The following is a 15,199-nucleotide window of genomic DNA, read 5'->3' on the forward strand; positions in this document are numbered from 1 at the left end:
AAATCCGGTGTTTGATGGCCGGATAGCCACATAAAGTAAATGTTTTCTTTCAACTGCTTGTCGATTTGGCGAGAGAAGTAGATCCGATTGGCGTAGGCATACAGGATGACTTTCCACATCATTTTCGGGTGATAGGCAGGACGCCCTCCGCCGGGGATAGAGGGAAGCAAGCAGAGCTGGATCCATTTTTTCCACTGCCAGATCCACGATCCGGCAAAGATGATGTTCTGGAATGAAAATTTCAAGATCCATTGGCAAAATGAGTTGATCTCAGTTATAATAAATGTACATAAGAAAACCGCCCTTTCTTTGGTAGGGTTGTGGTGACTCTGTTATACCCCAAAAGAGGAACGGTTTTCTTATTTTTTTTGCGAAAAAAAGGAGGGTGTCCGAAAAGCGAACGCTATGCGAACACTTTTGGGACATCCTCTACTTATGCAGTAAGCGGTCTTTTGTTTCTTCCCCATATAATTCAAAAGCTAACTTTTTTGGATTGTTGAACCTGTTGAATCATCGGAATCACTTCTTTTTCGGGAGTATGAATGCGAATGGCTTCGTCATCGCTGCGCGGAGAACCATGTACGAATAAAACTTCACCCAATCCGTCGATCTGGAGTACGCAAGATTCCGGCCATTCATTAAGCTCTATAAGTTATTCTTTGGATAGTTGTTCGATACACCAGCGATTGACGTCATCGATCATCGGATTTGCAGTAAAAACCCCTTGCGAATATTCATATACTTCCCGATCGGCATTTCCCCTGATAAAATAAACTTTCATTGTTTCCTGGAGGGTTTGAAGGCGATCCATTACGGCTCTTGGCTGTGGTCCCCAAACCACATCTCCTCCGATGACAACTGTGTCAACGGATCGTTTTTCCAATTCTTCGATTACCGCTTGCAATGCAAAACCATTTCCGTGAATGTCATAAAGTGCGGCAACTCGTTTCAATTGGTTCATCTCCTAAATTGATATATTCCTACTTTCATTTTTTGCATCTATTTTTAAAATACATATGTTTTAGAATTCGATCACGTACAGTTTCGATAATAATTATCTTATAGCATAAAACACCTTCAAAAAAGGCGTTTGTTTTTACGATTCTAATTTACCTGGGATTATCCCTGCTATTTGATCCGTAAACAATACAAAATATTCTGTATTTAAAATTGTGTTGCTGCTTAGTTCTTTAATTGTTACATCCTCCAAAATAATGATTTTATCATGGTCGTAAGTTTCAATTTTTTCTTTCTCATATTGTTTTCTTTTTATTTTATTTATTGCGAGAGCCAAAGAAAATACGTTAACACCTTGAGACGACAGTTTTTCTTTTAAATCTTTATACAACTCTTCTCTGCTTTCAACATTAATTTTTTCTAACTTGCTAAATTTACCCGACACTAGAAAAGTTCCAGTTAAATAAGTCATATAAATATCACTTTTATCAACTTCTGAAAATCCATTTGCCGCCAACTCAAACGCCTTATCCAAACAATTAATGAATTCTGTTTTCATATTAATTTTTTTCAAAATTTAAGCCCCTCCTTTGTATTTTTTCTTTTTTCATTCAACAAAAGGATATTCTTAATTTATTGAATAAATGCAAAGAATAAATGCAAAATAAGGGAGGTGAAATGTCATGATTATGCATCCTGTAGTTGCATCAAATTTAAGAGCTGTTGGATACGATCCGATATCACAAACATTAAGAATCGAATTCCATAACGGCACTTATGAGTATTACAACGTGCCAGAACATGTTATCACCTCATGATCAGTATGAGATTTAATAAACAGAACTATCACTGTTGTTTCCTAATTGTGTTCTTCAGCTTCTTCTGCCCCTGATTCACACCATGTCACCGCCCATGTCAACGAAATGCTAAACTGATTCATCATTTTTTCATTACCTGGGCTTTTTATCTTATACAGGCTCGTTATGTTTTACATAGGATGTACTATCCTTTTAAAAAAGGAGAGGTTTACAAAATGTCATATGGCTTGAGCTCAAACTTTGCTTTAATTGTTGTGCTGTTTATCCTTTTAATTATTGTTGGATGTAGCTGTTTCTTCGGTGGTTACTAATCTAGAATCCGTTTAAAAGCCTTATAGGATGGGTCATATAGATCCGTCCTTTTTTGTAAGCACAATTACTCTTGTGTTTCCCTCTCTACTCCAAAAACTTGTAAATATCTGTTTGCCCTTCTGGAACTACGAATTGCTGTGCTTTTGCTTGTATGCGTAACTCTCCGGACGACACTTCGCAAAGTGCTTTGTCCATCTTGCAAACAGGACATTGCAGAAGATGATGTTCTTCAAAACTTTGCGAAACAGCGAATAAAACATCACAGTCCTGGCATTCGTAAACGTGAACGAGAATGTTCACCTCAAAACAACTCGCTTTCCTCATATTTGATTCGGGCAGTTTTCCCTTTTGCCGTTTCAATGATGGTAAAACCATGCTCAACTGCTTCTGCTGCTTTCGCTTTTCCTTGCACTCCATCGATGACAAGAACAAGCACCTTTCCTGGAACAACAGGATGCGAAACGGTCATGTTATTTATATCAATCTGCAACTCTTGTGCTCTTTTCACCGGAATCCCTCCACGTGTGGTACAATTGTGGTGGGCGGTCGGGAGAAATCCCGGCTTTTTTGTTTTCGTAAAGCAATTGAATTTCGGATTATTTCGACATACCTTTCCGCTTCCGACTTTTCGGCCAGCGCCAATCAATCAGCCGGCGATTGTCATGGTCGTAATATTTTGACCGAGGTCGTTTTCGGTAAGCTTCCAATTCCTCCAGTGTCAGATAACTAATCGTGACTGGACTGTGTAATGATTTACAGTTCATGTTACCTCCTCCAATCGACATTTGATTTCATTGCGTGCCAGCTGCTTGTAGCAAGCAGGGCAGTCTTCATAGCGTAGAATGGTTACTAGTTGTTTGAGCGTCGCCTTGGACCAATCCATCGTGATTCTCCCCATCTACACGTTCATATTCCCGCTAAATTTCTTCCAGCGTCAATTTAGAGTTTACATTTTCTCACCTATGTAGCTGCCAATCACACCAAAACCATTTTGTTCAAAAAAGACAAATGGATTCATTGATTCGCGCGGAGGCGATAGATCTCGGAAGGGATCCGGAAACAGGAAAACGAAAACAAATCACACGTCGCGGCTTTGAGTCAAAAAAAGATGCAGAAAATGCAGCGGCCCAACTTCTACTAAAATCGAAAAAGGCGAATATATCCAACCTAAACAAGTCACTTTAAAAGAATTTATGATTGATTGGTTGGAAAATGTAGCAAAGTAAAAAATACAGCGCAACCCCTTGATGGAACAAGGATGTTGCGCTTTTGTGTTTACATCACGCGTTTAAACATTTTCTCTAGTTCATACGTGGAAAAATGGATGATGATTGGGCGGCCATGCGGGCATGTAAACGGATCAGTCGTTTTGCGCAACGCTTCTAGGAGAGCAAAAATTTCGTCGTCGCGCAAGTGCTGGTTCGCTTTAATCGACTGCTTGCAGCTCATGAGAATCGCCGCCTTTTCACGAAGCTGCTTAATGTCAACCTTTTTCATGTCAAGGACTTGCTGGATCATTTCTTCGATAATCTCCGTTTCTTGCCCCTTTGGAAACCATGTCGGATGGGAACGGACAATAAACGTATGATGTCCAAACGGCTCAAGGAATACGCCGCATTTCGCAAGTTCCTCGCGATGGGCGTCAATCCATACATATTCGTCAGCCGGGTACTGCAGCGTCAGCGGGACAAGCAGCTCTTGGACTTCGTTTGTCACTTCGCCGACTTTTTCACGAAAATATTCGTACTTAATCCGCTCTTGGGCGGCGTGCTGGTCAATAATGTAAAGCCCTTGTTCGTTTTGCGCCAAAATGTAGGTGCCATGCATTTGTCCGATTGGGTAAAGCGGCGGAATGCGGTCGTTTTTGTGCTCCTGCCCGTTCCCCCCCGCTTGCTCCTCATGTTCCTCGGCTTCCATCGACCCGTCATATTCGTTCGTCTGTTCCCGTTCGTCTTCTTCCGGCAACATCCGCGTGCTTTCTTCTTTTTCTTCCTGCCAAGAAGTTGTTGGTTGCGGCTTTGCCATCTGTACGAGATCTGGCACAGATGACTCTTTTACCACATGCTCAAACGTCCATGCCGCTTGTTCTGCTTTCGGTTTTGCCGCTTCCTGGCGGCTTATGGACATCGTTGGAATAAGCGTGCGCGTCCGGAACGCTTGGCGAACCGCCTCGGTCACAAGCTCGTTTAATTCCGCCTCTTTGCTAAAACGTACTTCCAATTTCGCAGGGTGCACGTTGACATCGACTAAAACCGGATCCATCGCAATCGACAGCAGGACAATCGGATAGCGGCCGATCGGCAGCAGCGTATGATATCCCGCTTCGATCGCTTTCATGAGCGGAATGTTGCGCACATACCGTCCATTGACAATGGCAGAAATGTAGTTGCGCGAGGCGCGCGTCACTTCGGGAAGGGAAATGTAGCCTTTAATCGTAAAATCAAGCGATTCTGCCTCGATAGGGATCATCTTTTTCGCGACATCCATACCGTAAATCGCGGCCAGCACATGGCGCACATCGCCGTTGCCGCTCGTGTAAAGCAGCTGTTTTCCGTGATGGCGGAGGCGGAACGAAATATTAGGATGCGCCATGGCAAGCCGATTGACGACATCGGTGACATGGCCGAGTTCGGTATGAATCGTTTTCATATATTTTAAACGGGCTGGGGTGTTGAAAAACAAGTTAGAGACGGTAATTTCGGTTCCCTTGCGGCTTGCCGTCCGTTCGTGTTTGACAAGTTCCCCGCCTTTTAGGACCACTTTTGTCCCCGGACCGTTTCCTGTGCTTGTTTTCATCTCAACTTCCGAAACGGAGGCAATGCTCGGCAGCGCTTCGCCGCGGAAGCCGAGCGTGCGGATGCGGAATAAATCGTGCTCGTCTTTAATTTTACTTGTCGCATGCCTTTCAAAAGCAACAAGGCAATCGTCTTCTTCCATGCCGTCTCCATTATCGATGACGCGAATTTTCGCCAACCCCGCTTCTTCGAGCTCAATTTCAATGGCCGTGCTGTTGGCATCAATCGCGTTTTCCACCAGTTCTTTCACGACGGAGGCAGGGCGCTCGACGACCTCCCCTGCGGCGATTTTGTTGGATAACTGGTCATCGAGCTTGCGAATTTTTCCCATTGCATCGCCTCCTTTACTTTAATAGTTTTTGAATTTCATATAATTTGTTTAACGCTTCAAGCGGCGTTGTTTCCAATAAGTTGACCGACTTTAACGCCTCAAGCGCCTTTTTTTCTTTTTTGGAAAGGCGCGCTTCTTCTTTCGCCGGCAGCTCTTCGGCGAACATGCTGAGCTGTTCGAACACCGCTTCGTTCTTGCCGTTTGGCTGTTCTTTTCGCTGTTCTTGCTGCTCAAGCTCCGTCAAAATTTCTTTGGCGCGCTGAATGAGGGAAGCCGGAAGCTCGGCAAGCTCGGCGACATGAATGCCATAGCTTTGGTCGGCCGGTCCTTCTTCGATTTTATGAAGAAAGACGACTTTTCCGTTTTCCTCGACGGCGCTGACATGAACGTTTTTCAATTTTGGAAGCGACTGCTCTAAATCGGTTAATTCGTGATAATGCGTGCTGAACAACGTTTTGGCGCCAATATGATCGTGAATGTACTCGATGATCGCCTGGGCCAGCGCCATCCCATCATACGTCGATGTACCGCGCCCAATTTCATCAAACAAAATGAGGCTGTTTTGCGTCGCGTGCACGATCGCGTTGCGCGCTTCGAGCATTTCGACCATAAACGTGCTTTGTCCGGACACTAAATCATCTGCCGCCCCGATTCTTGTAAACACTTGGTCAAAAATCGGAAGCACTGCTTTTTCCGCAGGGACAAAACAGCCGATTTGCGCCATAATCGCCGTCAGCGCGATTTGCCGCATGTACGTGCTTTTTCCGGACATATTCGGCCCGGTAATAAGCAATAATTCCCGCTCTTTGTTCATATAGCAATCGTTCGGTACGTATGTTTGCGCTCCGAGCACTTTTTCGACGACAGGGTGGCGCCCTCCTTGAATATAGAGGACACGGTCGTCGGAAAATTGCGGTCTTACATAGCGCCGCTCTTCGCTGACGGTGGCAAACGACTGCAGGACATCGAGCTCGCTCACCGCTTTCGCCAGCGATTGCAAACGAGGAATATATTGTTTGACGCGTTCACGGATATCGACAAACAGTTCGTATTCGAGTTCCATGCTTTTTTCTTCCGCCTCTAAAATAAGCGCTTCTTTTTCTTTTAATTCCTGGGTAATAAAGCGCTCGACGTTGGCAAGCGTCTGTTTTCGCTCATAACGCCCTTTTGGCAGCAGATGAAGGTTCGGCTTTGTTACTTCAATATAATAGCCAAATACGCGGTTATAGCCGACTTTTAACGATTTGATTCCCGTCCGCTCCCGCTCTTTGCTCTCAAGCTGGGCAATCCATGATTTACCGTTGCGGCTCGCGTCGCGGTAGCGGTCAAGAGTTTCATTGTACCCGTCTTTAATGATGTTCCCTTCTTTCACCGATAGCGGCGGGTTGTCCTGAATCGACCGCTCTAACAGCTCGACAAGCTCCGCGCATGGATCCAGCTTGTCGGCCAGCTGTTGTGTCTGATCATCGGAAAGGTTAGCGACGATATTTTTTAGCTCGGGAATTTGTTGGAGCGATTTTTTCAGCTGGATTAAATCGCGGGCATTAACATTTCCATAGGCGACGCGGCCGGCGAGGCGCTCGATGTCATATACTTCGCGAAGGCGCTCGCGCAGCTCCTGGCGCTCAAAATAGTGATGGATAAGCGTTTCTACCATATGTAAGCGCCGTTCGATTTGTCGGCGGTCTAAAAGCGGGCGGTCGAGCCATTGTTTCAGCAATCTTCCGCCCATCGCCGTCACCGTCTCATCAAGCAGCCACAGCAGCGAACCTTTCCGGCCTTTGGCGCGGATCGTTTCCGTCAATTCCAGATTCCGCTTCGAGTACAAATCGATTTTCATGTACTGATCAACTTGGTATACTTGAACGGCCTGCATATGATCAAGACGGCGCTTTTGCGTACGGATAATGTAATGAAGAAGACGGGCAAACGTGGTTCGCAGCTTGTCCTGCGCAAGTCCGCTGGCGATCGCCCCAAACCCTTCCGGCATCTCCGTCTCGTCTTCGTACGAGATCGTCACTCCATATCGTTCTTTCAACAGCTGCTGCTCATGGCTCGGGAAATCACTGGCAAGAACAATTTCCTTCGCTCCGATCGCATACAATTCGTTCATCACGTCTTCAAAAGAAGCAAGGAGCGTGATGCGATTTTCCCCTGTCGATAAATCTGTATAGGCAAAGCCGTATGTATCGTCGGCAAACAGCGTCACCGTCGCCAAGTAGTTGTTTTCTTTCTCTAAAAGCCCTTTCCCTTCCATCACCGTGCCGGGAGTGATGAGCTGGACGACTTCGCGGCGGACGACGCCTTTGGCTGTTTTCGGGTCTTCGACTTGTTCGCAAATTGCGACTTTATACCCTTTGGCGATCAACTGCTCGATATATCCTTGCGCCGAGTGGTACGGAACGCCGCACATCGGCACCCGTTCCTCGCCGCCGCCATCACGGCTTGTCAGAGTAATTTCCAGTTCCTGGGACGCTTTGATCGCATCGTCAAAAAACATTTCGTAAAAATCGCCAAGACGGAAAAATAAAAAGGCATCTTGGTATTGCGACTTGATGTCTAGATATTGCTGAATCATTGGCGTATATTTAGCCATTGTTTTCCTCCAACCTTGCAAATTTACGTTTCTTTTTTCTCAATAAAAAGTTCTTTATCAATGAAATTAGCGGCCACCTTGTCATTTATGGCGTTTCATCCGTATATCGCCATAAAAATAAAGCCGCTAAAAAAATATCTTCGCGATTCGTTGTATCCGTGAAATCTTGTTTTCATCTATGTATCTAGTTTCGAACCAATATCGACATTTTTGAAGTACATTTATGCATCGATGATTCGTTTCAACACGTTTCATTATAACATATTTAATAAAGAAAGAAGAAAAAAGAAAGTTCAGATTCTGACATCGCCTAAAGCGGTAAGCAGTTTGGTGGTTCCTATAATTCGCCTTATAATGAGCCTCTCCCTCTTACATTCCTTAGAGAATGATGAAATATTTTACGTGCAAGATCTTTTCGTGTCACCCCCTACATCTTCCGTTGTCACAAAGCAATCTGTACAAGGTGATTTGCGTGCGATCTCACCCTATAACTATCATCATCTTCTTCAATAAACATTAGAAAAAGGGATGACCGTGAACCACGATTTTAGAAAAAGTAACTACTACTATTTTTCATCCTGCTTGCAGACGGAAAATAGAGATAGTGATTCCAAAACGTGGCGGGTAATATGTATTTAACAACAAATCAAAAATCAACCTAAAAAAAACTAGGAAGATCTTCTTCCTAGTTTTACTCTTCATCGCCAAGCAATAAATCTGGGCTTAAATCTTCTAATTCTTCATCAAGGTTGTCATATTCGAAATCATCGTCGTCGCTGTGGCCTTCTGGGTTGATCACCACGCATACTTTCGTTTCGCCAATGACTTCGGCGACAAACTCCCGCTCTACATCAACGACAATTTTATTTCCATTTGGCGAAATGGTGCATTCTAAGCAGTTTGGCTGCTGAATGACACGAACGATAATGTCCGTATCATCGCTAATAATATCGTCATCGTCGCGGTATCTTAATTTCACTACATCCGTATAGGATACTGTTTCTGTGACAACTTCTGTTTTTGTATTGTTGTTGTACGAATACCAAACGTTAACGTCATAGTGCCCATGGATTTCTACGGTCTTATCACATTTTTTCGCATCGTAGCGATGGTTAATAATCCAGCAGCCTAAAATGCTTGATGGACGGTTTGGCGCCGTAATTGTATGCGTGGATTGCGTAAATCTGCGACCTTTCCCGACGACCGCTTTTGTAATAATTTCTCTGTATTTGTATTCAGACATATAAGAAACCCTCCTCAAATGAATCTTCATTTCATCCTATGCATGATTTCGCCTAATGTGAACATAAGTTTATCAATCATTACGTATAGTTCATTGTATGCGTGGTTTCCGCCGGATGTGACTACTTTTTGGGCTATAAAAAAGACGCCCTTCCTTATGAAGGACGTCTCGTCTTTAATGGCAGCCGCAGCCGCCGTTTCCACTATAACGCATTTGTGCACCTGTCTCGCCGCGCAATACGTCGCCGCCCGTTGAAGCGATAATCTCATCGGTCACCGTATTGGAGATGGTAGAAGCGACGAGTTGCAGCAAGTCGTTCACTTCCGTTTGCGACTGTTGAAATTCGCTAACAATCGGAATTTGTGAAAGCTCTTCGTAAATCGCATCGATTTGTGCTTCCACTTTTTTCAGTGCTTCGTATTTTCCGTAGTGTTTTAAATTGACAGCCTGTTTTTGCAGTGATTTAATTTGCTCGATCATCGCACGCACTTTTTCATTTTGATGGATTTTTTCCTCGGCGCGCTTGAAAAAGTCGACTTCTTCGGTTTCAGCAATCATTTTCGCCAATTGTTTCGCCTGCGCTAAAATCTCATCCCGTGTATATTTTGCCATCTTATTTCACCTCGATCGCTTCTTCTACCATTTCCCCGTTTAATGTCCATGTTTTCGCTTCGGTAATCCGCACTTGGACAAGTTTGCCAATCGCCGATTTCGGGCCGATGAAGTTGACAAGCTTGTTTTTCCTCGTATATCCGGCGAGGACATTCGGGTTGTTTTTGCTTTCGCCTTCGACTAATACTTCAACAATTTTTCCTTCATACTCTTTCATTTTCCGCGCCGAAATTTCATTGACCAGCGCGTTTAGCCGTTGCAGCCGCTCTTTTTTCACTTCCATCGGCACGTTGTCAACCATTTTCGCTGCTGGTGTGCCTTCGCGCGGCGAATAAATAAATGTGTAGGCGGAATCAAATTCGACTTCACGGTAGAGCGACAGCGTTTCTTCAAACTGTTCTTCCGTCTCGTTCGGGAAACCGACGATAATATCGGTTGTTAACGCCACATCTGGAATCGCTGCTTTAATTTTGCGAACAAGCTCTAAATATTCCTCGCGCGTATATTTCCGGCCCATTAATTTCAATATTTCCGTGCTTCCTGATTGCACCGGCAAATGAATATGTTCGACTAAATTGCCGCGTTTGGCGAGCACTTCGATCAAACGGTCGTCAAAATCGCGCGGATGGCTTGTGGTAAAGCGGATGCGCGCAATATCGATTTTGCGAAGCTCATCCATTAAATCGCCAAGGCCGTATTTTATATCGGTGAAGTCTTTGCCGTAAGCGTTGACGTTTTGGCCGAGAAGGGTGATTTCCTTATATCCTTGGGCGGCAAGATGGCGCACTTCTTGAATGATATCTTCCGGACGGCGGCTTCGTTCTTTTCCGCGCGTATATGGAACGATGCAGTACGTGCAGAACTTATCACATCCGTACATAATGTTCACCCATGCTTTAATGTTGCCTTTGCGCGCTTTCGGAAGATTTTCGATGACATCGCCTTCTTTCGACCATACTTCGACAACCATTTCTTTCGACATGTAGGCTTCATGCAAAATGTATGGCAGGCGGTGAATGTTATGCGTACCGAAAATCATATCAACATATTGATATTGTTTTAAAATTTTATTGACGACCGATTCTTCTTGCGACATGCAGCCGCATACGCCAAGAAGCAAATCCGGATTGTTTTGCTTGAGCTGCTTTAAGTGGCCGATCTCGCCGAACACTTTGTTTTCCGCGTTTTCGCGAATCGCGCACGTATTCAATAAAATGACATTTGCATCTTCTGGACGGTCGGTCGGCTCATATCCGAGCGCCATAAAAATGCCTGCCATGACTTCGGTGTCATGTTCATTCATTTGGCAACCGTACGTGCGAATATAAAACTTGCGGCCGTTGCCCATGCCGCGGAATTGCTCCGGTATGGTGAAGTCTTTAACATATTTTACTTCTTCTTTTCCGCGTTTTTTTGCTTCTTTTAGATTTGGCGGAATAAATACGCTCGTAAAATATTTTTCATAATCCTTGCTCGTTTTCTTCTTTAACGCATCCAATGCGGATTTTTTGTCCGTTGGATGATCAGCTGTTTGAATTTGTCCTGTTTGTTCTAAACGCTGTTTTTCGTTCATAATGATCTCCTTTCTATTAAGAACTGCAAAAAAAGATGTTTTTCCCCACATCATACACATTATCATAGTATATAATTGCAAACAAATTTAAACAATACTTTTCTTGTTCCGTTTTATACGGAACATGCTATCATAACAAAATGACTCCCAACTAGGCAATACCTAATTGGGAGTGAATGATTTCCAAGTTACATAAATTCAGAAACTAATTCATCGAATTTTTCTTTGCTTAGTTTTAAGTCTGCCTCAGCCAGTGGCGTTTCGCTGTAGCCGTGAAGCAGTTCTTGATAAGATTTTTGCTCTTTGTTTTGATAAATAAGCCCCGTTACTAGTCCTTTATATTTCATCACCGTTTGCATCGCCATGGCGCGGTCAGATGGATCATATCCTTCGATGTCGCTTACTTTCACCAGATTTTCTTTAAACCAGTCGTATGTGTTTACCTTGTTATACGTTACACACGGACTGAATACATTAATAAGCGAGAATCCTTTATGTTTGATTCCTTCTTCAATTAAGCTTGTCAGTTCTTTTAAATCGCTAGAGAAACTTTGCGCTACAAAGGTTGCGCCGGCGCTTAATGCGATTTCCATAATCGAAAGGGCTGGTTCGACCGAACCTTGCGGAGTGCTTTTCGTTTTAAAGCCGACATCGCTGCGCGGCGATGTTTGTCCTTTCGTTAAGCCGTAAATTTGGTTGTCCATGACAATGTAGGTGATGTCGATATTGCGGCGGATCGCATGAATCGTATGCCCCATGCCAATCGCAAATCCGTCGCCGTCACCGCCGGCGGCAATGACTGTTAAATCGCGGTTGGCCATTTTCACTCCTTGGGCAAGCGGCAACGCACGGCCGTGGGTGCCGTGAAAGCCGTACGAATGAATGTATCCGGAAATGCGTCCCGAGCAGCCGATTCCGGAAATAACGGCGAGCTGGTGCGGCTCAAGCCCAATGTTTGCCGCGGCGCGCTGAATGGCGGCTTGTACGGAAAAATCGCCACAGCCTGGACACCAGTTTGGTTTGACATCGTTACGAAAATCTTTAAACGTCGCCATGTTTATAACAACTCCTTGCATTTTGTATAAACTTCATTCGGCAAAAACGGATTTCCGTCATATTTCAAGACGCTCACAATTTTCTCCGCGTGTCCGACGTTCATTTTAAGAATGTTGGCAAGCTGGCCTGTTGCATTTTGCTCGACGACAACGACTTTTTTCGCTGCTTCGACAAGCGGCAGCACTTCCTCTGTCGGGAACGGATGCAACAAGCGAATATGCGCGTGATTGACTTTCACGCCGTCCTGTTCAAGACGCTCGATTGCTTCCTCGATCGCACCGCGCGTCGAGATAAAACCGACGATTAATAAATCGGCTTCATCGTGTTTGACGTTTTTATGCACCGGCGTTTTGAACCGGATATGTTGCAGTTTACGTAAACGTTTCTCCATTTGTGCCTTGCGGTTTCCTGCTACCTCGGACGGTCTTCCTGATTCCGCGTGCTCGACGCCGGTGACATGGTGGATGCCGTTTGGCACTCCCGGAAGCACGCGCGGCGAAATGCCATCCTCGGTGATTTCATATCGTTTAAAATCATCTTTTTTCTCTAACGGCGGCAGTTCACCGGTAACGAGTTTACCGCGGCGGATTTCAATTTTATCATATTCTAAAGGCTCAACCGTCTGTTTGCCAAGCGACAGCTGCAAATCAGACAAGAAGATGACTGGACATTGGTATTCTTCGGCAAGGTTGAACGCTTCGATCATATCATAAAACGCTTCCTCGACCGTGCTTGGCGCCATGACGATTTTTGGAATTTCACCGTGTGTGCCATAAATCATCGCCAATAAGTCCGATTGCTCCTGCTTTGTCGGCAATCCTGTACTTGGGCCGCCGCGCTGCGTATCAACGATGACAAGCGGCGTTTCGGTCATTCCGGCCAGCCCGATCGACTCCATCATCAAGGAAAGACCAGGACCTGCGGATGCTGTAAACGCCCGCGCGCCGGCATAGTTTGCCCCAATCGCCATCGTACATGCGGCGATTTCATCTTCCGTTTGAATGACCGCCCCGCCTAAATCCGGAAGTTTTTTAATTAAATATTCCATAATTTCCGATGCCGGCGTAATCGGATAGGCCGCCATAAACCGCGCACCGCCGGCGATAGCTCCTAAGGCAATCGCATCATTGCCGATCATAAACATCCGCTTTTTGCCATCTGCCTTTGCTAGTTTCATTGTTTGCATGCGATCGCCAAGCTGCTCTTTCATATATTGGGCCCCGGCGCGGATCGCTTCCATGTTCTTGTCTACGACTTGCTGACCTTTTCTTCCAAAAATTTCTTGAACCACTTCTCCATACACGTCAATATCAATGCCGAGCACTGCGCTGGAAGCGCCGACAGCGACCATGTTTTTCATCAGCGATGTTCCTAAATTCGTCGCAATATCAGTAAACGGGACGGCATACAGCGTGATACCTTCGCGTTCCGGAATCGTCGGGTTAAACTTCGCATCAGCGATGACAATTCCACCGTCGCGGAGCTCATGAAAGTTAAAGTCAATCGATTCCTGATCAAACGCTACTAATATATCAAGATCATCAGCAATCGAGCGAACTGGTGTCGTACTGACACGAATCTTGTTGTTCGTATGCCCCCCTTTAATTCGTGAAGAAAAATGACGATATCCATATAAATAATAACCAAGACGGTTTAGCGCAATGGAGAAGATTTCCCCAGTGCTTTCAATCCCTTCACCCTGTTGTCCTCCAACTTTCCATGAAAGCTGATGAATCATTTCTTACACCCCTTTAAATTCGGTCAAAAAATTACAATTATAAGTTTAGCACTTCTCCGACAAAATCACTAGACTTTTCAGATAAATGTTTTTCATTTTAAGGAATATTTTTTACGAATATGTAATATCGTTAATTAATTCTAGAATTATAGGAAAAAAACGGCAACTAAACTTATAAAAAATTAGACTTATCCATGCGTTCCAATGTTTCAGCCATTTGCGCCACAATCGATTACTGCGGCAAATGGTCATAAAAATTGCGGAATAAAAATCGTTCTACTTCCTCTTCGGAATAATGTTTCTGCAACTCATTGACCAGATTCGCGTAATCACGCACCGTGTCGAGCCCGCTGACCGTCTCCTCGATTCCGTCAAAATCCGAGCCAAATCCAACGTTTCTTGCCCCGCCGAGCGAACACACATGTTCTAAATGGCGAAGCACATCGGTGATCGAGGCTTTTTCTTTTGTTAAAAAATACGGCACAAAGTTAAGACCGATCATGCCGTCTTTTGCAATAAGCGCTTTAATTTGTTCATCACGCAAGTTGCGCGGATGCGGGCAAAAGCGATATGTATTCGAATGAGAGGCAATCGGAAACTGTGCGATTTCCAGCACATCCCAAAATGCTTTTTCCGATAAGTGGGACACATCTACCCAGCGTTTTGCGTCATTCAGCTGCTCAACGACTTGTTTCCCGAATTTGGTAAGCCCTGCGCCACGTCGTTCCCAGGCCCCGTCCGCTACAGCATTAGACCAGTTCCACGTCAGTCCGACGGATGAAACACCGAGGCGCAGCAACGTTTTTAATTTAACAAGGCTTGTCCCAATTGCGTCGCATCCTTCGAGCGTTAGCATCGCCCCGATTTCATTTTCTTCCAACGCATCAATGTCGCGTTTCGAACGGACAAATTTCATCGCTGGAAAACGACCGATAACTTGTTCAAAAAAAATATCGATCATTTCCAGCGCAACGGTAAACCTCGCTTCTTCCGAAACCGTTTCCGGTATGTAAATGGCAAAACACTGCACCTTGACCTTGGCCTCTTTCAGCGCCGGTAAGGTGACGTGAAGCGATTTTCCGTCTTGGAACGATAACGAGCGATCCATCCACAATTTCATTAGTGCATCGCAATGAGCATCGAAAATCATATATATCCTCCCTCTATA

The 15,199-nt window shown here is 44.8% G+C and carries 16 protein-coding genes and 1 pseudogene; 3 read left to right on the forward strand and 14 right to left on the reverse strand.

Annotated features, from left to right (window positions below; translation table 11 throughout):
- The 3 genes and pseudogenes from GCA01S_RS19655 to GCA01S_RS17510 form a co-directional block, all read right to left on the reverse strand.
- Nucleotides 1–252 (reverse strand): annotated as a pseudogene (locus tag GCA01S_RS19655) (transposase); the annotation flags it as partial.
- 400 nt (nt 253–652) lie between these two features.
- Nucleotides 653–952: a metallophosphoesterase family protein gene (locus tag GCA01S_RS19050; RefSeq protein ID WP_052510066.1), complete on the reverse strand. Its 300-nt coding sequence runs from the start codon at nt 950–952 to the stop codon at nt 653–655.
- Between the two features lie 144 nt (nt 953–1,096).
- On the reverse strand, nt 1,097–1,531 hold the full coding sequence (locus GCA01S_RS17510; protein WP_042411961.1) for a hypothetical protein: 435 nt from the start codon (nt 1,529–1,531) through the stop codon (nt 1,097–1,099).
- A 115-nt stretch (nt 1,532–1,646) separates the two neighbouring features.
- On the opposite strand from GCA01S_RS17510, the gene GCA01S_RS19950 reads away from it, so the two are divergent.
- On the forward strand, nt 1,647–1,775 hold the full coding sequence (locus GCA01S_RS19950; protein WP_232620843.1) for a KTSC domain-containing protein: 129 nt from the start codon (nt 1,647–1,649) through the stop codon (nt 1,773–1,775).
- Between the two features lie 215 nt (nt 1,776–1,990).
- A complete protein-coding gene (locus GCA01S_RS19665) occupies nt 1,991–2,086 on the forward strand; it encodes a YjcZ family sporulation protein (RefSeq protein ID WP_071532950.1) in 96 nt (31 codons plus the stop codon).
- 302 nt (nt 2,087–2,388) lie between these two features.
- Here the strand turns inward: GCA01S_RS19665 and GCA01S_RS17520 are convergent, their stop codons facing one another.
- The 3 genes from GCA01S_RS17520 to GCA01S_RS21120 form a co-directional block, all read right to left on the reverse strand.
- Nucleotides 2,389–2,595: an XtrA/YqaO family protein gene (locus GCA01S_RS17520; RefSeq protein WP_017436998.1), complete on the reverse strand. Its 207-nt coding sequence runs from the start codon at nt 2,593–2,595 to the stop codon at nt 2,389–2,391.
- Between the two features lie 88 nt (nt 2,596–2,683).
- A complete protein-coding gene (locus tag GCA01S_RS20620) occupies nt 2,684–2,851 on the reverse strand; it encodes a hypothetical protein (RefSeq protein WP_169735617.1) in 168 nt (55 codons plus the stop codon).
- Nucleotides 2,848–2,970: a hypothetical protein gene (locus GCA01S_RS21120; RefSeq protein ID WP_255212303.1), complete on the reverse strand. Its 123-nt coding sequence runs from the start codon at nt 2,968–2,970 to the stop codon at nt 2,848–2,850. The genes GCA01S_RS20620 and GCA01S_RS21120 overlap by 4 nt, the downstream gene beginning before the upstream one ends.
- A 125-nt stretch (nt 2,971–3,095) precedes the next feature.
- On the opposite strand from GCA01S_RS21120, the gene GCA01S_RS19670 reads away from it, so the two are divergent.
- On the forward strand, nt 3,096–3,272 hold the full coding sequence (locus tag GCA01S_RS19670; RefSeq protein WP_081804219.1) for an Arm DNA-binding domain-containing protein: 177 nt from the start codon (nt 3,096–3,098) through the stop codon (nt 3,270–3,272).
- A 90-nt stretch (nt 3,273–3,362) separates the two neighbouring features.
- Here GCA01S_RS19670 and mutL read toward each other — a convergent pair whose 3' ends face one another.
- From mutL to GCA01S_RS17560, 8 genes are all read right to left on the reverse strand, one after another.
- The gene (mutL, locus tag GCA01S_RS17525) at nt 3,363–5,213 is read right to left on the reverse strand and encodes a DNA mismatch repair endonuclease MutL (protein ID WP_042411964.1); all 1,851 of its coding nucleotides are present in this window, start codon (nt 5,211–5,213) and stop codon (nt 3,363–3,365) included.
- Between the two features lie 13 nt (nt 5,214–5,226).
- Nucleotides 5,227–7,809 (reverse strand): DNA mismatch repair protein MutS, encoded by a 2,583-nt coding sequence (gene mutS / locus GCA01S_RS17530; protein ID WP_042411965.1) that lies wholly within the window; start codon nt 7,807–7,809, stop codon nt 5,227–5,229.
- A gap of 691 nt (nt 7,810–8,500) precedes the next feature.
- Nucleotides 8,501–9,052 carry an outer spore coat protein CotE gene (locus GCA01S_RS17535; RefSeq protein ID WP_017437005.1) on the reverse strand — a complete coding sequence of 184 codons (552 nt, stop codon included), beginning with the start codon at nt 9,050–9,052 and terminating at the stop codon, nt 8,501–8,503.
- A 174-nt stretch (nt 9,053–9,226) separates the two neighbouring features.
- Complete coding sequence (locus tag GCA01S_RS17540) at nt 9,227–9,664, reverse strand: RicAFT regulatory complex protein RicA family protein (protein ID WP_017437006.1); 438 nt, start codon at nt 9,662–9,664, stop codon at nt 9,227–9,229.
- A gap of 1 nt (nt 9,665) precedes the next feature.
- Nucleotides 9,666–11,237, reverse strand: a complete 1,572-nt coding sequence (gene miaB / locus GCA01S_RS17545; RefSeq protein ID WP_042411967.1) for a tRNA (N6-isopentenyl adenosine(37)-C2)-methylthiotransferase MiaB — start codon at nt 11,235–11,237, stop codon at nt 9,666–9,668.
- Between the two features lie 188 nt (nt 11,238–11,425).
- Nucleotides 11,426–12,292 (reverse strand): 2-oxoacid:ferredoxin oxidoreductase subunit beta, encoded by an 867-nt coding sequence (locus GCA01S_RS17550; RefSeq protein WP_017437008.1) that lies wholly within the window; start codon nt 12,290–12,292, stop codon nt 11,426–11,428.
- 2 nt (nt 12,293–12,294) lie between these two features.
- The gene (locus GCA01S_RS17555; protein ID WP_017437009.1) at nt 12,295–14,031 is read right to left on the reverse strand and encodes a 2-oxoacid:acceptor oxidoreductase subunit alpha; all 1,737 of its coding nucleotides are present in this window, start codon (nt 14,029–14,031) and stop codon (nt 12,295–12,297) included.
- Between the two features lie 232 nt (nt 14,032–14,263).
- Nucleotides 14,264–15,181 (reverse strand): dipeptidase, encoded by a 918-nt coding sequence (locus GCA01S_RS17560; RefSeq protein ID WP_042411968.1) that lies wholly within the window; start codon nt 15,179–15,181, stop codon nt 14,264–14,266.
- Nucleotides 15,182–15,199: the final 18 nt, after the last annotated feature.

Source organism: Parageobacillus caldoxylosilyticus NBRC 107762, from assembly GCF_000632715.1.
Classification (GTDB): domain Bacteria; phylum Bacillota; class Bacilli; order Bacillales; family Anoxybacillaceae; genus Saccharococcus; species Saccharococcus caldoxylosilyticus.